Below are 21,075 nucleotides of genomic sequence, written 5' to 3'. Positions count from 1 at the left end.
TAAAACCAAAAAAACTACTTTGAGTTAAGCCTTTTGCTACGGCGTTGATACCAGGAGGAGTAGGGGAGCGTCCGGAGATCCATAGGGGGTATGACAAGTTCTCAGCCCCAACCAGCTTCCCCATGCGCTACCACTGAATAAAACATGGCCAAGAAACATCGACAAACATGCCCCATCGCGAGCTTCCTCAACGTATTTGGCGATGCCTGGACGCTGCTGGTAGTCCGCGAAGCTTTCTATGGAACCACTCGGTTCGGAGAGTTTCGACACAACACCGGTGCGGCGAAGAATATTTTGAGCGACCGTCTGGCCATGCTGGTTGATGAGGGAATTTTGAGGGCCGTTGATGTTGGTGAGCAAGGCACTCGCTACGAATATCGTCTTACTGAGCGAGGGGAGTCTCTGATGCCCGTATTCGTGGCAATGACTCAATGGGGTAACGAGCAGATTTACGGCCCCGGAAGTGAGCCGGTGGATTTCTACGAAAAAGCATCTGGCAAAAAGTTACTCAAACTGCAGCCTCATGATCGTCAGGGCAATGCCCTGGCTAATGGCGATATTGCTGTGAAAGCTGGGCCCGGGGCGAGCACGGCAACCCTAAAGCGAATATCGCAGATACCTGACAACGAATGTCTCTAGCTGTTATGGGTGAGCGACTGATCGCTGTCTGGGCAGCAGCTAAGGGTCTTAGTAGGAGTGAAAAATGAAGAAAGTATGTTTAGTGATAGGCGCCGGTGCAGGCATTGGCGGCACCGTCGGAAAGCGATTTGCCCGCGAGGGTTACCACGCTGTGCTGTGTAGGCGTAGTGACGAAGAGGGTCTGCATCGGCTCGTGGCGGAGGTGGAAGACGCTGGTGGCTCTGCCACTGGCAAGCTTCTCAATGCCATCGAGGATGGTGCTATTGAGGATCTCGTTGCTGAGACAGAAGCTAGCATTGGTCCCATTGAAGTCGTGCTGTTCAATCTTGGGGCGCAGATCGGAAATCGCGCTTTGATGGATACGAGCTACAAGGTGTTCGAAATGGGATGGCGTCTGGCGACCTTTGCTCTGTTTCGAGTGGCAACCTCGGTGTTGCCGCTTATGGAGGCTCGCGGTAGCGGGACATTGTTAGTGACGTCAGCAACAGCCGCGGTACGGGGAAATGCAGGTCAACACTCCCACGCCGCTGCTATGGGAGGGCGCCGCATGCTGTGCCAGACGCTAAACGCGGAGTATGCGTCTAAGGGAGTCCACGTTGCTCATGTTTTGATCGATGGAGCGGTGGATGCGCCGGATACCTTGGGCAAAATGTTGGGTCCTGAAAACTTTGCGAAATTACGAGAAGCGAAAGGCAAGGATCTGGATGGTCTCCTTGTGCCAGAACATATGGCAGACACCTATTTTCATCTCGCCAATCAGCATCGATCTGCGTGGACGCACGAGCTAGACCTTCGCGCTCATTCCGATCTTGCATGGTGGAACCATGCCCCGAAGCTGGTTTAGGGCGAGCTGTGCAGGACTCACGACCGGCAATACACTTTCTACCGAGCTGATATAGAAACCCGTCAGCGCAAATTTTCCTTGGAGTAAGAGGATTCACTATGAGTAAAGAACTAGAGCTGATCTTTGATTTCGGCAGTCCCAATGCCTACCTAATTTACAAAGCGCTGCCCCCGTTGCTGGAGCGTACCCAGGCCACTCTCACCGTGGTTCCCTGCCTGCTCGGGGGCATATTCAAGTCAACGGGCAATCAACCACCAATGATGGCCTTTCAGGGCGTGTCGGGAAAACTGGAATACGATCAGCTGGAGATACAGCGTTTTATTGCGAAGTACGAGCTTCACAAGTTCAGTTTTAACCCCCATTTCCCCGTGAACACCCTTTTGTTGATGCGTGGCGCCATCGCGGCCCAGAACCAGGGAGTTTTCGAGGCTTATCTGGAAACTGGCTTAGCAAGCATGTGGGAGCAAGGCCTGAAGATGGACGATCCCGAGGTGTTTGTGGAGGCAATGACCGCTGCGGGTCTCGATGGACAATCGTTACTTGAAAGTACCGCTGACCCCGCTGTTAAAGCCAAGCTGGTGGAAAACACGGCGGCCGCTGTCGAGCGAGGGTGCTTTGGTATTCCCACGTTTTACGTTGGGGACGAGATGTTCTTTGGAAAAGAGCGCCTGCCACAGATTGAAGAGGCTTTGACGAGTAAGTAGTAGTTCGCCTGGGTTGCTGCATGCTGTGGTGAGTTATCGCAATAGACTGCATACTGGCGCGCTGTAATCGCACCAAAATACCGGAAGAACACGAAGATGCATTTTCGCCCCATCGCTCTGCTGGCTGTAACCCTGTTTTCTAATGCTGTGAGCGTCGGCTCCGTAGCTGAGCCTTGCACGGTTCAAGGCGTTAGAGACGCTCGAGTGGCGTTCAATGTCGCTATTCATGACGATGATCTGGACGCAATGGCCGAACTCTTTGATGAAGACATCGTGTTGGTGACAGGGTCAGGTAGTGATCTCTTTGTAGGCAGGACCCAGCAGTTAGATCTCTGGCGCTCAGAAGTTGGCGATGCCAATCGATTGTCCTATCTAAGAGAGTCGACCCGGGTCGAGGTCTCGCCGCTTTATCCCATAGCCTTAGAGGCTGGCGTGTGGACTGGCAAGGCTTCAAGCGGCGATGAGGTGGGCGGCGAGTATTCGGCCAAGTGGCGATGCGAGGACGCTCGCTGGATGCTTGAAGCGGAGCTCTTTATGACAACACGCTGCAGTGGCGCGTTGTGCGACTAGCACCACTTTGGTTGTCCGCAGTCCGATAAAAATAACCAGATCCGCATTTCCACAGTTTGACGATATGACCTTTAATAAAATAAATCTGTGCTTCTCCGCGGCCGCGCTGTCACTAGTGTTTTCAGGCCCCTTTGTCTGTGCGCAGGAGAGCGCTACCGATCAGCTGTCCAGCGTAATCACAGATGGTTCTGTGGCGCTGGATCTGCGCTATCGCTACGAGTATGTGGATGAGGATGGCTTTGATAAATCCGCCCGTGCTTCGCTGTTACGCACCCGCGTCACTATCAAGTCTGGAACGCTGGGTCCTGTCTCGGCGCTGATGGAGGTCGACAACGTTTCCGCCTTGGGTAGCGAGAATTACAACTCAACGGAGAACGGAAAAATTGAATATCCGACGATCGCTGATCCCGAGGGTACGGCGTTCAATCAAGCCTGGCTGCGCTACTCCGCTAAGGACCTTGACGCGACAGTAGGGCGGCAGCGCATCGTATTGGATCGAGGTCGGTTTATTGGGGCTAAGCCCTGGAGGCAAAACGAGCAGACTTACGATGCGGCCAGATTGCAGTGGTCTGGGCTTTCCGGGTTCACTATCGACGCGAGCTATGCAAATCAGGTGAGTCGTGTGTTCGGTCCAGGGGACGGTATCAATCCAGCGGACTGGCACGGGGATAGTGCTTTTTTACGTGTGAATTACGACCTCGCTGAAGATCACAATATTGCCGCTTATGCGTATCTGCTGGAGGTGGACTCCCAGAGAGGCTTTAGCGCCGCTAAAACGGTGAACAACTCCAGCGATACTTTCGGACTCGCTTACACCGGTTCTTTTTCTGAGCTTTCGATACTTGCGCGCTTTGCGACGCAAACGGAGTCGGGAGACAGCGAACTTGATTATCAAGCCTCTTACTATGTGGTAGAACTTGCGGCACCTTTTGGTCCCGTGAACGTAAAGGCCGCCTACGAGGTCTTGGGCGCTGACAATGGCGTGGGCTTTGGGACGCCATTGGCCAACGGCCACGGTGTCCAGGGCTGGGCCGATAAGTTTCTCGCCACACCGGGTGATGGAATAAAGGACGCGTGGGTATCCGTTGGTGGGAAGCTGGGCTCCGTGGCGTTGTTAGCCCGCTATCACGACTTCTCCGCAGAATCCTCCAGCGTAGATTTTGGTCGCGAGATCGATTTACAAGCACAATGGACGATCAACGAGTGGCTTACAGCCACTGCAAAAGCGGCAGTCTTTGAGACTGACGAGCCGGGGCGCTACCCAGACACGACCAAAGCCTGGCTGACTCTTCAGCTGCGTTTGTAGAATTGGTTGCAAGAACGGTTCTGCGGTGGTGTTGTGCACCTCTAGGTACGAAGCTATCCGAGGGGTTCGCGCGATCTCTGATCCGCCTTTTTGAATAGGGTCGGCTCTGTGCCGAGTCCGAATAGGCTCTTCGGGTTTATAATTAGTATCCCCCAATCGATGTCAATCACAGCGGGCGGTTTGGGCGTTGGTCTCTGCGGGCCTAACCCCGACTAGTTTAATTCTTAGGAATTTTTGGAGTTGTATGCATACTGTTGTTACTGCAAAGCCGGTTCTCTCGAACGAGTTGCCCCCAGACGCGACCGACGTTCCTGATTGGTTAGAGAGTGCTTTATCGGTTCCTCGCGAAGAGGGCTGGGTGCAATCAGGTGGTTGTGATATCCGCTATTTCCGTTGGGGTAACCCGAAGAACCCTGGCCTTGTCTTGATGCATGGTTTTTTGGCGCATTCGCGCTGCTTTGCATTTATTGCCCCGTTTTTGGCCGAGGACTATCACGTCGTCGCGTTTGATCTTTCGGGTATGGGTGATTCCGGTGCGCGCGAAGAGTACCCCGATGCGGTGCGATCCGCCGAAGTAGCCGATGTCGCCCGCGCTGCAGGTTTGTTCGATCATGCGGTTAAGCCAATAGTCATCGCCCATTCTTACGGCGGGCACGTGGCGCTAACTGCCATGCAGGACCAGCATTCCTTGTTTGGCGGGCTGATCATTTGTGATTTGATGGTGTTGCGTCCTGAGCGTCTCGAGGCGTATTTCAGTTCTGAAAAGCCCCTGCGATCGGACCCCAGTCGTCCGAACCGCATTTACCCGGATTACGAGTCGGCCAAAGGACGCTTCGTGCTTTCGCCACCGCAACCCGTCAATGTTCCCAGCCTGTTTGACTATATGGCCTACCATTCTCTAAAAGAGGTCGAGGGTGGTTGGACATGGAAATTTGATACGAGCGTGTTCCAAAGTAACTTTGGCCACGAGGATCGTATGCTCACACAAGGCCAAGTTATTGCCGGCACACAGGGCCGTAAAGCCATCGTTTATGGTCAAGACAGCCTGCTTTTTGACGACGATTCTGCCGCGTACATTCGTGAGTGTGGCGCTACAGATATCCCCATCGTGGGTATACCTGGGGCTCGCCATCATCTTATGCTGGATGAGCCCATCGCGTTTGTCAGCGTGCTAAGAACCATTTTGGCTCAGTGGGGCACGCAAGCCGTTTGAAAACCTGATGCTATTTAGCCCACGCGAAGTGGGCCAAGATAGTTCATTTTGCTCAGAGGAACCCCATGCATTCGTAGTACGTCGTAAAGAGTCGTTGCGTGAAAGTAGAGGTTCGGTAGGGAAAACGAGAGCGCGAAGTTTGTCATAGTGAAGGGCACTTCTCTTTCGCCGACACGAAACACCATGGGTTTGTCGCTCAGCGCGTCGATTTCTTCACGGTTGACGCTTTTTACAAAATCAAGCGCTTCATCGATGAGTCCTTGCAGACCGACGTAGTTCAGGTCGGGTTTCTTGGGAGGGGGTGCGAACACACCCTCGCGCATGCCGTTGATTGCACCTAAGGAGTGATGCCAGACGGAAATCGCCTGAAAGCTCAAAGGGGCCATATCATCATGCAAGCTTAGCTTCACGAGATCGTCGGGGTTTTCGCCGCGACTTTTGGCATATTCGGCCCCACGCTCAAGGACGTCTTTAGAACTCGTCAGCATTTGTAGGTAGGAATCTACTGTTACTTCATAAAGCGAGACAGTCATCGTAAAACTCCGGGAATTAGCGTCGTGTTTCCGTGTGATTAACAGTGAAAGCACAGTGTGCGCCAGCTGTTGCCTGAGTTACAAGCGACACTGTTAGACCCAACACTTTTGGCCGCTGTGTGGACAGTAGGCTAAAGGAAGAATTGCTTTATTGATGGACGGCGGCAACCAGCTCTGTACCGCTGAATGTCACTCTGAGTTGCGAGTACCGATCCCCAATAACTTCGACGCTTTCGCCCGTTTTATCAGGCGAGAATAGCGCAACGTAGGGTTGCCGGAATCCAAGGTCCTTCCAGTCTGTTAAGGGTAAGCCTCCAAGAAGTGGCTTTAAAGACGCCCCGCACGTCGGGGAGTCGTGGGCTACCAAGAGATAGGCAGAGCCCGCATTCTCAGTACTTTCAATGTGAGTACTTCCACTATCAGTACTTCCACTATCAGTACTTCCACTATCAGTACTTCCACTATCAGTACTACGTGATTGGATGATCTCCCTGGGGGTTTTCGAGGGGCTCGAGTTTTTCTGGCAGAGGTCGTAGTGAGCGATGAGCTCTGCGGTTCCACTGTCGGTCAGCGCAAACAGCTGTATTCCGCGCTCCATGATGTCTTTGTGCGAGGCTGTTTCCAGCAACGAGCGGGACTTGGGGCCTCCGGAGCTACGAACATTGAGTTTTGCTCCTAGGTTGAGCAGTGAGGTTTGGATACTCGATTGACGCAAGTCCGCGACGCCATACTCGGCAAGTGTTGCTAAACGCTGTCTGCGCTGCTTGTTCTGATCTTCTGTCGTGAAACCGCCGCTTATACTCCGAAGATCTCCGGCGTCGAGTTCTTCAGTGTCAGTCACCACGCCAGCCAACACACGACGACCCTCTGTTCTCCCCGCAAAGAAGCAAAGCCCGGCGACGGGCAATTTAAGTTCCAGCGCGCGAACCTTACTGCATTCGTCAAACCAAACAAAAGGCGTATCAGGCGTCATGTCCTGCACGTACTGGTAGAGGTTTTGGCGTGAATCAAACTCGAAGCGAATGGACTCCATCTTGCCGTCGTTGAGCGCGATGAGTGCCGGGGCTTGAAACTGCCGATCATTGATTTCGACGGTTCGTTTTTGCGAATTAAGGCTGAGTGCCTCGATCTGTTCAGGAAGGTCCCACAGCTTTGCGAAGTCACCACGCCATTTCCGAAGTTGACTGTTGACCTCGGGAAGGGTGGCAAACAGGCTGGTTTTAGGCTGACTGATGTTTCTCCCTAAAGCGAATGCCTCCACGTCAGCACCCAGGCCGCGAAGGAGGGCAACTGAGGTGTCCATGGTGGTGCCCGGCTGCCGGTAGTTTTTTGGCTCGCTATCGGGCGAGAAAAGCCAAAGCAGATTGCGCCGCTTGCCTTGGGTCAAAAGGTCGTAGGCATCGTTTTTCAAAGCTAGGTGATCGGAGGCGAGCACGACCAAAGTGTTATCTGCTGCGGGGGACGCAAGGATAGCTTTCAAAGTTGTTGCAAGAAGGTGGTCAGCGCAGTGCACGGCATTGAGCATGCGATTTCTGCCGTCAGCATATTCCAAACCTTCGCAGCTTCGAGAACGATGGCCGCTGGGATGATGCGTATCCATGGTCAGTCCGAACAGACCAAATGGCTGATCCTCCCCCGAGAGCTTTTCAAAACGGCCCAGGAACTGTTCAAGAAGAAAGTCGTCGTAGAGGCCCCAGGTCGAGACATAGCTTGGATCATCTAGAAGCGGTTCGAGCTCTTGCCTTCCCATGACAGAGTCAAAACCGTGAGTTTTCAAAAACGAGCCTTTACCTGCAAAGGACAGGTCTGCACCACCCAGATAATGAAGCCTGTACTCCTGCGCCTTAAGTAGGTCACCAATACAGGTAGCGCCCGAAAGAAAGCGATCCATCCCTCGCATGGAGTTAGGGTGCCCCGTGGTAATCAACGGCAAGCCGCATTGGCTGGCGACGAGGCCGGCGATGGTAAACCCTGTGCCTTCTACAGATCGAATGTTTGAAAAGCTGGTGGCCTGATCCTGCAATTCACGTAGCTCAGTGATCAGTCCCGGAAACAGCTTCTCGTCAAAGTAGGTTTGTTCGAGGCTCTCAGCATAAATAACGACGAGATTTCGTCGGGGTGGGCTTTGCCACTCAGGTTCTTGCTGAATGTAGTGACTCTCGAAGGGCTCAGCGGCTTCCTCGTTGCCTAGTGCAGAGTCCATGAGTGACTCTGAGCCATAGAGCGCGTAGTTAAAGTCCCTCAATGTGGCGTTGACGGTCGGGTGCATGAAGCAAAGGATGGGAAGTGCGACGGTAAGGAGTGCGCTTTGCCAGCTCATAGATCCAGTGGGCTTGCCGGGCTTGCGACGGTAGACCAGCACCGCGAGCGCCGCCGCGCAGGCAACAGCTAATGCGAATGCGCTGATAAGAGTGGCATATTCACGGAGGCCTGCTCCGCCGAAACCGGTTCTTAAGTGATAGAAAACGGCGCCATTTACGCCTTCTCCCGTAAAGGCGTTAGCAATGAACCATGAGATGGATAATAGGAGGAATACAAAAGTGCTCACGCTCGCGGTGAGCCTGATCCACAGTGTTCGCGTGCCACGGTCGAGACGCCAGAGAGCTGTGACGAAGGCCGCAGCGCATAGGAGTAACGCCAGCATGGGCGCATTTTAGATTTGCGACTCTTCTATTGCAAAGCTGTACCAATTTGTCATGAAATGCCGAAGGGGTCAGCGAAGCGCTCTGCTCACTGCTTCGCGAAGCTCTGGTAGCACCGATTCGGCGAACCAGGGATTTCTCTTCAGCCAGATGTTGTTTCTTGGACTAGGGTGCGGCAAAGGGAATAGGCTTTCATCGTAGCTACACCTTGCCCGCACTGTTTCTGTGAGATTTCGCTCGATTGAGGGTAGGTGCCATCGCTGTGCGTACTGGCCTATGACTAACGTCAAGCGTATGTCAGGTATTGCGTCTAGGAGCTGACGTCGCCAGGCGGTCGCACACTCAGGTCTCGGCGGCAGATCACCCGACCTGCCGCTCCCGGGGTAACAAAATCCCATAGGTAAGATTGCGATCTTTGTGGCGTCGTAAAAGGCATTCGTCGAGATGCCCATCCACTCCCGAAGTCGATCTCCGCTCCGATCGTCAAAGGCGATGCCGGTCTCATGGGCACGTCGACCGGGGGCATGCCCCGAAATCAGAATTCTCGCGCTGGAGTCGATTTGTAATACCGGCCTGGGACCCAAGGGTAGTGAGCTTTCACAGAGTCGACAGTCCCGAACTGAGCTCAGTAAAGCAATGAGTTCAGTCGATCCAGCTTGATTCATCGGATTGATAACTCTTTTAATGGCTTGTATTCGAAAGGCTAATCAGCTGTCACGAGTAAGCCTATCAGACCTCGTGGCTTGCCGAAGCCCAATGACTGTAGGGTAAACTTCTGCAGATATCTGATACTGACTGGAGTAGCTATGAAGATTCTTACGTTCACCCTCATGTTTTTTCTCTCGGCGGCTGCGATGGCGCAGAATAGCGGTAAGGTCGATAAAGTGCGTCTTCCTCAGTGTGAAGATCTGAAGGATCTAAAAGAAGCGCTGTCGAAGGTCGAGCGTATGAAGGGTTTTAGTGAAGGCGACGACTACAAATTCCTTAAGGGCTATGGCGAACGCTGTGGCCGTTACAAGGTTCGCTCACGCAGTAACTACACGCTGCACAGCTACCACAACGCCAGCGACAACATCTTCGCTATCTACAGGATTACCGGGGGTAAAGGTTACGAAGGTGGGAAAGTTGTGGGTTTCATGGCCAACAGTGTTTATTCAAAAGAGGGCTGGCGCATTGCTAGAGGTAACGAGTGTGTGCTCACTGCCAAGAGTGAGCAATGTCTGTTGCCTCGAAAATGCCGTGCCATCACAAACTCAAGTCACGTCAAGAAGCTGGAGCTGGACGAGTTTGCCGCGCCTGCCTATTGCTACGGCGTTGGTGAAGACTCCTAGCTAAAGACCCTTATCGCGACACAACAAGGCACCGGTACTGGTGCCTTGTTGCCTTAAAAGCGGTACTGAAAGGTAGCCATTCCCGTATTGAACCAGGCGAAGTTGTAAACGTCGTCGGTATCCGCACCACCTTCCAGTCCGCGATAGCCTAAACCCAGGCGCCAGTGCTCCCCAAGGTCACGGGTGACCTTAAGGCTGACATCAAACGCTCGGCCTGGCCCACCGGCAAGGCCGTCAAAGTCAAAGGCAAAGCGCCAGCCTTGACCGAAGTTGTATTCGCCAGCCAGATAAAGCAGTGGGACAAATCCAACGTTGTCATCGTTGGCACGCGTCGCTCCCTGTTCAAGTTTTATCTCTGCGTCGCGCACCTTCGCGGTACCGCCCACCCAGAGTCTCCAACCATTCTCGTCGTAATAGCGATAGCGGTAGCCAATCCTCCAGGAATTGAAGGTATACGAGGCGGTCACTGGTGCATCTGCGCTGAAGTTAGCATCCGCAAAGCGCACGTCGCTATCAAGGTTGCCTGTCTCTTCGTAGGCAAGTGGCGCTAGCACCAGACGTATGCCATGACGCTCGTTGATGTTCCAATTGGCGTTTAGTCGTAGTGATGACCAAGGTCCGGCGCCTGCGAGCTCCTGAAGGTCAAATCGGTCTCCCGTCATGTCGTTCGGGATTTGCACGTCGTTCTTGGCTTGCCATGAAGCTCCGACTTCCGCTTCCAGCATGAAACGTTCGTCAGCTTTGGCTATGGTTATGTAAAAACCGAAAACCAAAGTGATACCGGTTACACAGTATCGTTTTATTGCCTGATACGTAGTCATTGGAGTCGGAAGCTATTCCTTAAAGTCATAAAGTATGAGCCGACATTGTCCTTGTGTCGTAGCATTAACGTCAAAGCAAACTTTGAAGGCATTCGATGGAATTATCGTGGATAGGCGTAGCCCTGATTTTTGGGATCATCGCAAAAAAGCTGGGGCAAGCGCCGCTGGTAGGGTTTCTTGCGGCCGGCTTTGCTCTCGCCGCTCTCGGTGTAGATCCCGGCGATGCCCTTGATGATTTAGCCAACGTTGGCGTGTTGCTATTACTGTTCGCCATTGGCCTCAAGATTGACCTGCCGTCGCTCTTACAGCCCCACATTTTCGCAGCATCGCTGCTACACACTGCGGCGATGGTGCTAATCGGGATGGCGCTTCTATACATTCCGGTGGTTTTAGAGATCGGGCCTTTCGCAGGTTTGTCTTGGTCGGCTCTCGCGCTCCTTGGACTATTTGCCGCGTTTTCCAGCACGCTATTCGTCATAAAGGTGCTGGAGGAGCGAGAAAACATGAACGCGCTCTACGGCCGAGTAATCATCGGTTTTCTTGTCATGCAGGACCTCGTTGCCGTTGGTCTATTGGCTGTATCCAAGGGGGTAGTGCCAAGTCCTTGGGCGTTTGCGCTTCTCGCATTGATCCCGCTGCGCCACGTGCTTGGAAGGTTACTTGACTGGTGCGGTCATCGAGAGCTTCTTGTGCTTGCTGGTCTTTCATTGACCCTTGGTGGAGCCGCGCTCTTCGATCTTGTCGGTCTGAAAGCAGATTTGGGTGCTCTTGTCGCTGGCGCTTTGGTCAGCAAGGCCCCCAAGGCCAAGGAGCTGAGCAATGTGCTTCTTGGTCTAAAAGATCTTCTGCTCGTCGGTTTTTTCTTAACGATTGGTCTCAACGGCCTGCCTGCTTTAGACGGGGTGGTGGTGGCGGTCGGTTTGCTGGTGCTTCTGCCAATCAAGGCTCTGCTGTTCGTAGCCCTGCTCATGATGTTTGGACTGCGAGGTCGAAGTGCTCTGCTTGCTTCGCTCGGCCTTACGCCCTATAGCGAGTTTGGCCTGATCATTGCGGCTATGGCGGTGTCGAAAGGGTATCTCGATCCATCCTGGATTGTGACTCTCGCGGTAGCTATGGGCTTCAGCTTCTTGCCCTTATCTGTCGTTAATGATCGTGCACTCGATCTGTACCGCAAGTTTCGCGAACGACTGACAAAGCTTGAGCGTGGGAAGCTCATATTGCCAGAGCGAACTGTTCCGGTCACCGATGCCACCGCTCTAGTGTTCGGTATGGGTCGCGTGGGACTGAGCGCCTACGATGCTGTTCGAAAGCAGCTGGGTGACACGGTGGTTGCGTTCGATGTCGATGGTGACGTTGTGGAGCAGCACCAGGCCGAGGGTCTGCGAGTGTTCGAGGAGAGTGCGACTGATGCTGATTTCTGGGAGCGCTTGAACGTCGATCGTGAGCAGGTACGTTTAGTGGTTTTAGCTATGCACAGCCATGAAGAAAACCTAACCGCGACGGAGCAACTCCGCCTCGAGGGATTTAGCGGCCATGTCGCAGCCACGGCCTACTTTGAGGATGAGGTCTCTGCCCTACGAGACGCCGGCGTGGATTTTGTCTTCAACGTAAACAAGGATGTCGGGCCAGCACTCGCACAGAGATCTATGGAGCAGGCTGGACTCACCACGCCTGCGTGATGCCAATAGTCTTGAGTATCTTTTTCGGCGCGGTAATCAGGTCAGCGTCTGTGACTTGGGGAGCTGGTCTATGCATCGCAGGACTTCAGCTTGATAGAGTTTGCCGCGCTCATTAAGAAAGTCCAGCATGTGTAATGAGCTTGGAACAAAAGCGAAACCTATCTGAGCTTCGGGGTGCCACTGAAAGATAGAGCCACCGAGCCCCATCCATCCATAGAATCCTTCGCGACCGTCATTGAAGGCCTTCTCTAACAGCGGGCTATCTTTCTCGACAGGTAAAAATTGATCGACACCTCCTTGGGTGAAGCGAGTGTGGATAACACCACCCATCTTCGCGGGCATCGGGTTTTGATGCATTGACTGCCATGCGTTCGGGCTCAGGTACTCCTCACCATCCAGGTTCCCGCCCGCTGCCATCATGGCGGCAATTCGCGCAAAGCCTCGGGCAGAGCCGTGGGCGTTCGCCGAAGGGGTCTCACCCTTTCGCAAGCGCTTATCGTTGAATATTCCAACATCGGTCATGCCTGTGATGGGGGCCGGTGCTTTAGAGGATGAGCCGTTTCGTAGGGAGGGCAGTATCTTGAGCATGCGAGCGGCGAGTTGCAGAAAGTTATGCAGCACCCTGCGACCGAAGATCTTGGGTCTGAAACTCGCACGAATGTGAGCGCCAAAGCTCAGGAGCTTTACGTCGCTAGTACGTTCCAGCTCGCTGTCATCAAGCCCGATGACGACGTCAGCGTCTAGCGGTGTGCTGACGTCCTCTTTGAGGTACTCACCGATAGTACGTCCCTGTGGGTCTACTCGTCGAAAAATTTCGTTTGCGATCCATCCTCTTGTTACCGCATGGTACTCACGCTTGCCTGTCGCCGGGGACCGGAAGTGTTGTGTTTGCTGTTCGATGGTCTTTCCGACACAGTTGGCTCTGATGCCCTGCGGTAACAGGTCGTCCAGGTCTATGGATGTGTCGAAATTGGCTAGGCCCGCTTCATGGCGCATGAGATCGGCAACACTCACGTCGTCTTTGCCGCCCCCCTTAAATTCTGGCCAGTAGTCGCACAGCTTGGCGTCGTAGCGCAGGAGTCCCTTGGTGACCAGCGATGCCAATGCGATCGCTTCCAGGCTTTTGCTACTGCTGAAAACATTTATTAGCGAATCCGCATTGAAATTGGGATCTTGGTTTTTGGATGCCCAAAGGTCGATAACCTTTTTACCCTGGTGGTATACGCAAAGCTGGGTGTTCTCTTCAGCCAGTGTCTTCATCTGCTCCGTGAACAGCTGCTTGACGGACTCGAACCCGGCTTCGGTGGTGCCGCAGATCATATCGGTTTGGTCTTTCTTTTGATTCAATGTGTCTCCTTAAGTGCTCTTGGGCCCGGCTAATTTCCTTCGGATGAAGGGTGAAGTACCGCCGACGCACTACAAAGCTCTCGCAGTACTGCTGTAGCGAAGGTGCCTCTATCCAAGCTAAACGATAACGTGAGGCTTGTGTCACTGATTTCGCTTCTTAAATTTCTGACAGGCAAGCGGAGACTCCGATAACCTGGTTCGACCCGCCGCTTGTCCAATGCAGCCTGCCATTCCTCCGGATTAATCCGCGATCCTTCCCCTGCGAGCACTCCTGCGGGGTGAACATCCATGCTGTCACAGCGTTGTCTGAGTTCTTCGTCAACGTCGAGAACCTCGAACACACTGCCGCTGCCGGCGAGGTTAGCCTGGTCGCCGATAACAAGTTGGTTCCAGGACTGGTTTCGTACGCGTGTGGCGAGCGCTTCGTTGAAAAGGAACGAACGCACCGTCGATATTGCCAGGCTTCTCTTATGGTGAGATAGGCGTTTTCCCGATGCCCACTCATTCGCGAGGCGAAGGTTGCCGCCGTCGTGTCCAAAGCGCTGCTCACCAAAGTAGTTGGGTACGCCTTTGTCCTTGATCGTCATCAGACGACGATCGATGCTGTCGCGGTCAGGTTTTGTGTCCATGCGTAATACGATACGAAAGGCATTGGTTCGATGCGCCCCGCGACGGAGCTTTCTTCGGTGCCGTTTAACGTCAACGATAGTCACGCCTTCGATATCGATCCCTTCCCAGGCTGGGGTGTTCCAGCGGGGTACGCTAAACCATTGCCATGTCACTGCATGCCGATCCTTGAGGCCTGCGTAGCCGATGTCTTTGGGCGGCACGTTTGCATACGAGGCTAGCTGTCTGGCGACCCACTCCGTATTAGCACTGGTCTTTTTGACCCAAAGGTAATCGTGCTCGCCGTCCTCGCTAAACTCCCAGCCAAGCTCCTCCACTACCTGAAAGTCTTGAGGCACTGTCTTCAGTCGCGCAGTGAACAACTGCAAGCCGTGGGCGCAGGGCCAGTCGGGTAGGCCCGATGATCGTAAGTGACTCACATTGATTTAACGGATGTCTCGAGCAGTGATAGCTGCCCGTCTACCAACGAGTAGATCATGCCGTGTATCTCTATGGAATGGCCTTGGGCACTCGCCTCAATGAGAATTGGAGATTCGGCAATGCGTGTGACACTTGAAAGTACGTTGAGCTCCGCAAGACGATCTCGTTGAGCATGCTCGTCTAGTGCTCCGAGCTCGTCAGCGTGAGAGTGCCGCAGGGACTTAATTGGTGCAATCCAGTGATCAACTAGGCCATTGCTGTGGCCTTCCTCACAGGCCGCATTTACTCCGCCGCAGCCGTAGTGACCGCAGACAATGATCTTGCGTATGCCGAGTCCTTCAATGGCAAACTGTAGGGCACTCATCAGATTGAGATCCGCCGAGTGCACCATGTTCGCTACGTTCCGGTGTACGAACACTTCGCCAGGCTCAAGCCCCGTAATGACATTGGCGGGGACCCGAGCATCAGCACATCCTATCCAAAAGTATTCTGGTTTCTGTAATGCGGAAAGCTTGCGAAAGTAATCGGGGGATTGCTCTACTATGCCGCTTGCCCAGTCCCGGTTACGCAACATTAGCTTTTCAGGCATGACTTTCTCCATTTTTCGTGGACGGGCATGTTAGCGGAATCACACAGACTTTCAGGGTCGCGGGCTCGGCCTCGGCCTTTTTCTCGCTTGTCATTGTCGCGCGCTCTTTACACCACTCTAGTAGATCGCTCGCGCCTGAGGGAGATAATGCCAACACGTGTCTGAATCCAGAGGCCAAAAGCATTTTTTCGATTTCGGCGGCAAACAGTGGAACGAGCGCTGCAGAACGGGTCGAAAATGCCCCCAACTCGGCGATTGCGCTGCGTGCTACCGAAGATGCGTAGTGTGCGGCTATATAGTCCTCGGCAGGCTGCTCCATAAACTGTTCCAGGAAAAGGCCTTTATCGGCGCCTCTCACGCCGCAAACAGCCGAGAGTTGTTCGTGACGCTGCATACAAGCATAGATGGGGAAAGCCTGACGAACGGCTTGAAGCGTTGAGTCTCCGTAGGCGGCTAAGCTGAACTCCACCGCAGACACATAATCATCGTCATGAGTTTTCACCATGCTGAAAACGAAGCTTTTCATCGATGTTTGTTCATCCTTGCCCCTTTAACTTACTTGGTTGGTCAGCGGAACTCGTCACGTTTACGGGTCTAACGAGTAGATCCTCATTGGCTTCCCCACTCGCTGGGTAGTCTCCCAGTTATCCGGAATCCACGGGTTCACATCGGCGCGGGGTAGTGCTTTGTCACCGAGAATCATATCGGCGGTTTTCTCCGCCACCATAATCGTGGGCGCGTTGATGTTGCCGTAGGGCAATGTAGGGAATATCGAGGCATCGACAACTCGGAGGCCATCTATGCCGACAACGCGGCACGCGCTGTCCACTACTGTGTCAGGTTCACTAGGGTCACCCATACGGCAGGTACCGCAGGGGTGATACGCGCTCTCGATGTTATCGCGGACCCATTGATCGATCTCTTCGTCGGTGCTTACTTCAAGTCCCGGCTGAATCTCGTCTCCCCGATAGGGGTCCATGGCGCTCTGGGCAATGATTTCTCGGGTGAGTCGTATGCACTGACGCCAGGCTTCAATGTCCTCGGATTGCGTCAGGTAGTTAAATTGGATCGAGGGGTCGGCGGTGGGGTCAGTGCTTCTGATCATAACTTCGCCGCGGCTCTTCGGTTTGTTGGGGCCGACGTGGACCTGAAAGCCATGACCTTTAATTGACGGAGTGCCGTCATAACGCATGGCGGCGGGAAGAAAGTGGTACTGAATGTCGGGTGACTCTAGACCAGCACGGGAGCGGATAAACGCGCAGGACTCAAAGTGATTGGTCGCGCCAAGCCCTGTCTTGAAGAAGAACCAGCGTGCTCCAATAAGAAACTTGCTGAAGATGTTTAGCTTGCTGTTGAGACTGACTGGCTGTTTGCAGTGAAACTGAAAGTAAATCTCCAGGTGATCCTGAAGGTTCTTACCTACGCCGGCCAAGTGATGCACGGTATCGACGCCTGCCTGCGTGAGCGATTCCTGTGGACCTATACCCGAGCGCTGCAAAATCATGGGGGAGGCAATGGAGCCTGCGGACAGAATGACTTCTTTTCGGGCCGATAGCGCTAGCTTACGGCCTTTGCACTTAGCCTCTACTCCGACTGCACGCCCATCTTCCAGCAATAATCGATCTACTAGGACGTGCTTCATCAATGTGAGGTTTGATCGGTTAAGCACAGGCCGAAGGTAAGCGCGGGAGGTCGATGATCGTATGCCGCCGCTCACTGTCATATGCATCGGGCCGAAGCCCTCGCCCTGCTCGCCGTTGTAGTCTTGTGTCTCGTTGTAGCCAGCCTCGACGCCCGCATCAATGAATGCGCGATACAGTGGGTTGCCCACCATGTTGTTCCCGCCAGAGACTCCCAAGGGGCCATCGCCACCGCGGTAAGTGTCCTCTCCTCCTTGCCAGGTCTCCGCCCGTTTAAAGTAAGGTAAACAATCCGCGTAGCTCCAGCCTCGGGCACCGAGGGCCTCCCACTCATCGAAGTCTTTGGCATGCCCGCGCACGTAGACCATGCCATTGATGGACGACGTTCCGCCCAGGCCTTTCCCTCTGGGGCAGGTAATCTGCCGACCGTCAGCACCCGGTTCGGGGTTTGAGTTGTATCCCCAGTTATAAGTGTTTGATGCCATGGGATAGGACAGAGCGGTAGGCATCTGTATGAGAATGTTTTTGTCGCTGCCCCCGGCCTCCAGCAACAAAACTGAGTGCTGCCCGCTGGCGCTCAGGCGGTTAGCAAGCACGCAACCTGCCGATCCGGCACCGACAATAATGTAGTCATAAGTTTTCGTCATCAGGAAGAAGCTACCAGTTTTGTTCGTTTCACAAAGGTCAGGAAATATACGACTGCGTACAGACCCACAACAACCAGGCCTATCCATTCGATTTTTAAGGGAGTGAACTGGTATAGCAGAATCAGCGTTACCAGTAGCGTCCAGTGAACGATAATGTACTGTCCTCGTCCAAAGCGCGTAACAGTGAGGTTGAGGTTGTCAGAGTACAGCCGCGTCAGCGAGTCCAGCGAGTTAACCACGAAAATAACGCCGACTGTCACCATACAGCCGCGAAGCGCAACGGATAGTTCGATGCCCTCGGTATGGTAGATGTAAAGTACTGAGAACCAAAGCGCGATGGGGATAGAGGGCAAGGTAAGGAGTGCGAGACACAGCTGCCAGACGGGCATGCCACCCACAAAGCGCGCGACAAACTGCCCGATCATAATGCTCCAGGCGAACCACCAGAACAGATAAAAGGCATGGTAGTCCGACAGCGGTGAAAGGAAATCTGGAAGGTTCTCAAAATAGCCTCCCAAGCTTGCAGCACTGCGAAACAAGCCGCTTAGACCGGTATTACTGCTCCACCATAGTAGTGCAATCAAGATAAAGAAGAGGAAAGTGGAGCCTAGCCCCAGCCACTTTATGTAGCGGATATCAGTGCTGGATATCACCGCCATGAGCACCACAAAGGCGACCAGGGCGTAGCGGTAGGCGTCTGGAATTCCAGGGATGTAGCTGGGTAAAAACGTGAGGAAGAGGTATCCAGTAAATGCACAGGTGCTAACAACAACCCCACTATTAATTGCGCTGATCCAAGGTATCTCAAAGAGCCGCAATCGGGGTTCTACTACGCAAAAGTAAAATGTCGTCAGGAAGTAGAACGCCCAAACCATACCTCCCCAGAAGCCAAACTCGATAGCTAGGGCATTGGTAAATCCGTAGGCTTCTTCGCTCTCATAGACCGGGAATTCCGTCAGTGGGAACATGATAAGACCCACGTCCAGCCCGGACGTGAACAGAATCGCCATGAACACGAGCAGCGGTGACGCATTGGGTCCCCGCAGTTCGAGCATAGGAAATCTCAGCAGGATGACTGCGGAAGTCGCCAGGCTAATGGCTATGGCAATGCTTAGGATGATCGTCATCAGATTAGCGCTTTTGGGCCTAAAGGCCTCTGAGACCCGCTAACCCTCGCGCTCTTTTTTTAAAGGCGCGCCGCGTGTCTTAGATCACTGTGAATTTTCTACTCGGTGCCTGTCTCCGCTTGATCCACTGTCGCCGCCTTGGCAGCCTGTTGCTTAGCGCGTTGCTCACTGCGGTACTCCACAAACGCGCGATACTCCGCGTGACTCAAAGCATCATCCTTGTTCGCGTCAAAGGGCGCCAACTTCCCGGCTTCAAAAGCCTCGCGCAGCCGCGAGGGCATCTCATCAGCTGTCAACGCACCACTGAAATCGTCATCCAAGGCACCATACATTTGCGCAATGTTGAAGTTCATTTCGTCGTGGACTGGATTTTCTGCCGTACCGTTTTCCCAGCGGAAGAAGAAACCGCCGTAAAGCATCTCGTCATAGGACTGTAGGCCCCAAGGCACAGTTCGGGCCGCATCCGGGTTGGCGATGTTTTCAGGGCTGTTGTCATACACGCTGCGGTGCACTAAGCGAGCACCAGCAGGTACGCTGAAAGGCTCTTCCAATGTGTAGGTGTGCTGCCAGTTAAAGTCATAGCGTGGCACATGCAGCAAGGGTTCAACCTTGCCATCGGGCAAGTGCACATCGAAGCGGGTCTCGACGCCTCGAAAGTGGGCGTGGGGGAACAAGCTATAAATTATGGCTGGTTGATCGAACTCGAAGTACGCTCGTTCTTCGTGGCGCGCTTCTCCCGCCGGAATCTCTAAATCAAAACCAACGACCACTTGCTGACGTAGGTTGTAGGTCGGTTCCTTGTCATGAAAATACAGCGCTATTTTGGAAACGTCCGTTTCCTCGCGCCCATAGGTCGTATAGTGCATTTGTAAATGTATCTGTCCGCCCGCTTTCACCAAGACTCCCATGCCGTCCGGGTATACGTAGGACTCGGCTCCTGGCGCGTAGCCCATCAGGTAGTTTTCAAACACGGCATCTAAACGTTTTTCGCCAGCGGGTATCTCCCGCTCGCTGGTACCGATGAGCACGTGGTGAACCGCCTTGGTCGCGCCCGGCTCAATGCTGACAGCGCGCACCCAAACGTCACGATCAAGGGGATTGGCGATCGCTGGGTATTGGTATTCTACGATGCCCGTGGCAGGCACTGTAAAAGCCGGTGCTTCGACTACCAGATCCGGTTCGCCCAGGGGCCAGCCTTCCGCGAGGGGTTTTACGGCTAGAAGGGGGTCATCACCCTCGCCGCGGGGGGAGCCCGCTTCGATCCAGTGCACGAGTGTCTTACGCTCATCGACAGTCAATCCGCGCGACGCGTGGATTTCGGGCAAACTGGTATCCACCTCCCAGGGCGGCATGCGTCTGGTGCGGAGCACTTCACGCATCATGGGAGAGAAGCCCTGAATCATCTCGTAGCTAGTCATCGCCCATGACCCGATGCCGTTGGGTAGGTGGCAGGCAACGCAACGCTCTTTCAGAATCGGAGCAATGGTGTCGGCGTAGCTGATTTGAGCATGCGCTTCTTTTTGATCTCGCTCTGGGAAATTGATTATGCAGCCCACCGCGCCCCGTCGTGATTCGGTGAGGGGCTCTCCGGCAATAACTGCTGAGAGTGCGTCAGTAAGATAGTGCTCGCTGGCTTCCTTCCGCTGGGTTTCATAACCCAGACGATTGTTTACTGGCCCTCGATACGCCACGCTCCAGTCACTGGTGTCGATTACCAACACTTCGCCGCTTCGGTCTAGCTCCAGAGCTTCTCCAATCAATTGGGCGTCGTCCACTAGTACTGGAAAGTCGATGCCAAACTCTTCGACTTCCTGACCGATAGTCTCGTAGTTATCTTGCAGACTGGAGTTAATCAGCATGAACTCTACGTCATCTCCGAACTGCTTCCGTATGTCACGCAAGTCGGGCATCAGATTCCGCGCGATGGGACAGCCGTTCATGGTGGCGAGGAGCACCACAGCCTTAGCGTCTTTGTGGTAGTACAGTTCGTGGGCAGAGTGATCTTGATCTAGCAGTCGAAAGTTCTCGACGAGATCCGGTGCCGCTGGCGCGCTGATCGCGGCGCTGCTAAGCCCGATAGAAGAAATAAGTAACGCGATGCCACAGTTGATAAGACGCATTGAGAAGTTCCAAAGAGAATTTGGCTTAAGGACGCTAGAGCATACGCCAACACCGCTCTACACGCACGAGTCTTAGGGGCTAACGGCGTCCAGCCAGCCGAACTTTGCCAGCAGCTGCTCGAACATCGCGCCGGGTTTGGCACTCAGTCGCAGAGGCGCTCCTGAAACAGGATGATCGAAATCCAGTCCCGTGCAGGCCAGCAGTAAACGCGAACAGTCCAGCTTTTCAGCAAAAAACCGGTTGTGTACTCCCTTACCATGATTGGCATCACCGAT

Annotated in this window: 19 protein-coding genes and 1 pseudogene; 8 read left to right on the top strand and 12 right to left on the bottom strand. The window is 53.9% G+C overall.

The window, feature by feature from the left end; all coding sequences use genetic code 11:
• Window positions 1–144: 144 nt before the first annotated feature.
• The 6 genes from AB8B76_RS09170 (at window position 145) to AB8B76_RS09145 (ending at window position 5,276) form a co-directional block, all read left to right on the top strand.
• Window positions 145–639, top strand: coding sequence for a winged helix-turn-helix transcriptional regulator (locus tag AB8B76_RS09170; protein WP_405271864.1), 495 nt, complete (start codon window positions 145–147; stop codon window positions 637–639).
• Window positions 640–703: 64 nt separating this feature from the next.
• Entirely contained in the window at window positions 704–1,483 is a 780-nt protein-coding gene (locus tag AB8B76_RS09165; RefSeq protein ID WP_405271862.1) for an SDR family NAD(P)-dependent oxidoreductase, read from the top strand.
• A gap of 98 nt (window positions 1,484–1,581) precedes the next feature.
• A complete protein-coding gene (locus tag AB8B76_RS09160; RefSeq protein WP_405271860.1) occupies window positions 1,582–2,187 on the top strand; it encodes a 2-hydroxychromene-2-carboxylate isomerase in 606 nt (201 codons plus the stop codon).
• Between the two features lie 96 nt (window positions 2,188–2,283).
• Window positions 2,284–2,757 (top strand): nuclear transport factor 2 family protein, encoded by a 474-nt coding sequence (locus AB8B76_RS09155; RefSeq protein ID WP_405271858.1) that lies wholly within the window; start codon window positions 2,284–2,286, stop codon window positions 2,755–2,757.
• A 64-nt stretch (window positions 2,758–2,821) separates the two neighbouring features.
• Window positions 2,822–4,063, top strand: coding sequence for an alginate export family protein (locus AB8B76_RS09150; protein ID WP_405271856.1), 1,242 nt, complete (start codon window positions 2,822–2,824; stop codon window positions 4,061–4,063).
• Between the two features lie 244 nt (window positions 4,064–4,307).
• A complete protein-coding gene (locus tag AB8B76_RS09145; protein ID WP_405271854.1) occupies window positions 4,308–5,276 on the top strand; it encodes an alpha/beta fold hydrolase in 969 nt (322 codons plus the stop codon).
• Window positions 5,277–5,290: 14 nt separating this feature from the next.
• Here the strand turns inward: AB8B76_RS09145 and AB8B76_RS09140 are convergent, their stop codons facing one another.
• From AB8B76_RS09140 to AB8B76_RS09130, 3 genes are all read right to left on the bottom strand, one after another.
• Window positions 5,291–5,809, bottom strand: a complete 519-nt coding sequence (locus tag AB8B76_RS09140; RefSeq protein ID WP_405271852.1) for a DUF1993 family protein — start codon at window positions 5,807–5,809, stop codon at window positions 5,291–5,293.
• A 148-nt stretch (window positions 5,810–5,957) separates the two neighbouring features.
• Window positions 5,958–8,357, bottom strand: a complete 2,400-nt coding sequence (locus tag AB8B76_RS09135) for a sulfatase-like hydrolase/transferase (RefSeq protein WP_405271850.1) — start codon at window positions 8,355–8,357, stop codon at window positions 5,958–5,960.
• A gap of 165 nt (window positions 8,358–8,522) precedes the next feature.
• Window positions 8,523–9,116 carry a uracil-DNA glycosylase family protein gene (locus AB8B76_RS09130; protein WP_405271848.1) on the bottom strand — a complete coding sequence of 198 codons (594 nt, stop codon included), beginning with the start codon at window positions 9,114–9,116 and terminating at the stop codon, window positions 8,523–8,525.
• A gap of 141 nt (window positions 9,117–9,257) precedes the next feature.
• Between AB8B76_RS09130 and AB8B76_RS09125 the strand changes: the two genes are divergently transcribed.
• Window positions 9,258–9,782, top strand: coding sequence for a hypothetical protein (locus AB8B76_RS09125; RefSeq protein WP_405271846.1), 525 nt, complete (start codon window positions 9,258–9,260; stop codon window positions 9,780–9,782).
• Window positions 9,783–9,835: 53 nt separating this feature from the next.
• On the opposite strand, the gene AB8B76_RS09120 is transcribed toward AB8B76_RS09125, so the two are convergent.
• Complete coding sequence (locus AB8B76_RS09120; protein ID WP_405271844.1) at window positions 9,836–10,603, bottom strand: hypothetical protein; 768 nt, start codon at window positions 10,601–10,603, stop codon at window positions 9,836–9,838.
• Window positions 10,604–10,698: 95 nt separating this feature from the next.
• On the opposite strand from AB8B76_RS09120, the gene AB8B76_RS09115 reads away from it, so the two are divergent.
• The gene (locus AB8B76_RS09115; RefSeq protein ID WP_405271842.1) at window positions 10,699–12,282 is read left to right on the top strand and encodes a cation:proton antiporter; all 1,584 of its coding nucleotides are present in this window, start codon (window positions 10,699–10,701) and stop codon (window positions 12,280–12,282) included.
• A 36-nt stretch (window positions 12,283–12,318) separates the two neighbouring features.
• On the opposite strand, the gene AB8B76_RS09110 is transcribed toward AB8B76_RS09115, so the two are convergent.
• The 8 genes and pseudogenes from AB8B76_RS09110 to AB8B76_RS09075 all read right to left on the bottom strand — a co-directional run.
• Complete coding sequence (locus AB8B76_RS09110) at window positions 12,319–13,629, bottom strand: serine hydrolase domain-containing protein (protein WP_405271840.1); 1,311 nt, start codon at window positions 13,627–13,629, stop codon at window positions 12,319–12,321.
• Window positions 13,630–13,658: 29 nt separating this feature from the next.
• Window positions 13,659–14,675, bottom strand: a complete 1,017-nt coding sequence (truD, locus tag AB8B76_RS09105; protein ID WP_405271838.1) for a tRNA pseudouridine(13) synthase TruD — start codon at window positions 14,673–14,675, stop codon at window positions 13,659–13,661.
• Window positions 14,672–15,265: a carbonic anhydrase gene (locus AB8B76_RS09100; RefSeq protein ID WP_405271837.1), complete on the bottom strand. Its 594-nt coding sequence runs from the start codon at window positions 15,263–15,265 to the stop codon at window positions 14,672–14,674. The genes truD and AB8B76_RS09100 overlap by 4 nt, the downstream gene beginning before the upstream one ends.
• Window positions 15,258–15,791, bottom strand: a complete 534-nt coding sequence (locus tag AB8B76_RS09095) for a thermostable hemolysin (protein ID WP_405271835.1) — start codon at window positions 15,789–15,791, stop codon at window positions 15,258–15,260. Before AB8B76_RS09095 ends, AB8B76_RS09100 begins: the two co-directional genes overlap by 8 nt.
• A gap of 60 nt (window positions 15,792–15,851) precedes the next feature.
• Window positions 15,852–17,552 (bottom strand): choline dehydrogenase, encoded by a 1,701-nt coding sequence (gene betA, locus AB8B76_RS09090; protein ID WP_405271833.1) that lies wholly within the window; start codon window positions 17,550–17,552, stop codon window positions 15,852–15,854.
• Window positions 17,552–18,679: a BCCT family transporter gene (locus tag AB8B76_RS09085; protein WP_405271832.1), complete on the bottom strand. Its 1,128-nt coding sequence runs from the start codon at window positions 18,677–18,679 to the stop codon at window positions 17,552–17,554. Before AB8B76_RS09085 ends, betA begins: the two co-directional genes overlap by 1 nt.
• 98 nt (window positions 18,680–18,777) lie before the next feature.
• Entirely contained in the window at window positions 18,778–20,799 is a 2,022-nt protein-coding gene (locus tag AB8B76_RS09080) for a hypothetical protein (RefSeq protein ID WP_405271831.1), read from the bottom strand.
• Between the two features lie 72 nt (window positions 20,800–20,871).
• Window positions 20,872–21,075, bottom strand: a pseudogene (locus tag AB8B76_RS09075) (pseudouridylate synthase); the annotation flags it as partial.

It is taken from the genome of Congregibacter sp., assembly GCF_045107095.1.
Classification (GTDB): Bacteria; Pseudomonadota; Gammaproteobacteria; order Pseudomonadales; family Halieaceae; genus Congregibacter.
The sequence above is the reverse complement of the archived record's forward strand: the minus strand, read 5'-3'. Positions and strand labels throughout refer to the sequence as shown.

What these genes read in the sequence shown, in the direction of transcription:
- AB8B76_RS09160 (WP_405271860.1), top strand. Translation starts at nt 1,582, where the DNA reads ATGAGTAAAGAACTAGAGCTGATCTTTGATTTCGGCAGTCCCAATGCC.
- AB8B76_RS09145 (WP_405271854.1), top strand. Translation starts at nt 4,308, where the DNA reads ATGCATACTGTTGTTACTGCAAAGCCGGTTCTCTCGAACGAGTTGCCC.
- AB8B76_RS09130 (WP_405271848.1), bottom strand. Translation starts at nt 9,116, where the DNA reads ATGAATCAAGCTGGATCGACTGAACTCATTGCTTTACTGAGCTCAGTT.
- AB8B76_RS09095 (WP_405271835.1), bottom strand. Translation starts at nt 15,791, where the DNA reads ATGAAAAGCTTCGTTTTCAGCATGGTGAAAACTCATGACGATGATTAT.
- AB8B76_RS09120 (WP_405271844.1), bottom strand. Translation starts at nt 10,603, where the DNA reads ATGACTACGTATCAGGCAATAAAACGATACTGTGTAACCGGTATCACT.
- AB8B76_RS09125 (WP_405271846.1), top strand. Translation starts at nt 9,258, where the DNA reads ATGAAGATTCTTACGTTCACCCTCATGTTTTTTCTCTCGGCGGCTGCG.
- AB8B76_RS09080 (WP_405271831.1), bottom strand. Translation starts at nt 20,799, where the DNA reads ATGCGTCTTATCAACTGTGGCATCGCGTTACTTATTTCTTCTATCGGG.
- betA (WP_405271833.1), bottom strand. Translation starts at nt 17,552, where the DNA reads ATGACGAAAACTTATGACTACATTATTGTCGGTGCCGGATCGGCAGGT.
- AB8B76_RS09155 (WP_405271858.1), top strand. Translation starts at nt 2,284, where the DNA reads ATGCATTTTCGCCCCATCGCTCTGCTGGCTGTAACCCTGTTTTCTAAT.
- AB8B76_RS09100 (WP_405271837.1), bottom strand. Translation starts at nt 15,265, where the DNA reads ATGCCTGAAAAGCTAATGTTGCGTAACCGGGACTGGGCAAGCGGCATA.
- AB8B76_RS09170 (WP_405271864.1), top strand. Translation starts at nt 145, where the DNA reads ATGGCCAAGAAACATCGACAAACATGCCCCATCGCGAGCTTCCTCAAC.
- AB8B76_RS09140 (WP_405271852.1), bottom strand. Translation starts at nt 5,809, where the DNA reads ATGACTGTCTCGCTTTATGAAGTAACAGTAGATTCCTACCTACAAATG.
- AB8B76_RS09085 (WP_405271832.1), bottom strand. Translation starts at nt 18,679, where the DNA reads ATGACGATCATCCTAAGCATTGCCATAGCCATTAGCCTGGCGACTTCC.
- AB8B76_RS09165 (WP_405271862.1), top strand. Translation starts at nt 704, where the DNA reads ATGAAGAAAGTATGTTTAGTGATAGGCGCCGGTGCAGGCATTGGCGGC.
- AB8B76_RS09115 (WP_405271842.1), top strand. Translation starts at nt 10,699, where the DNA reads ATGGAATTATCGTGGATAGGCGTAGCCCTGATTTTTGGGATCATCGCA.
- AB8B76_RS09150 (WP_405271856.1), top strand. Translation starts at nt 2,822, where the DNA reads ATGACCTTTAATAAAATAAATCTGTGCTTCTCCGCGGCCGCGCTGTCA.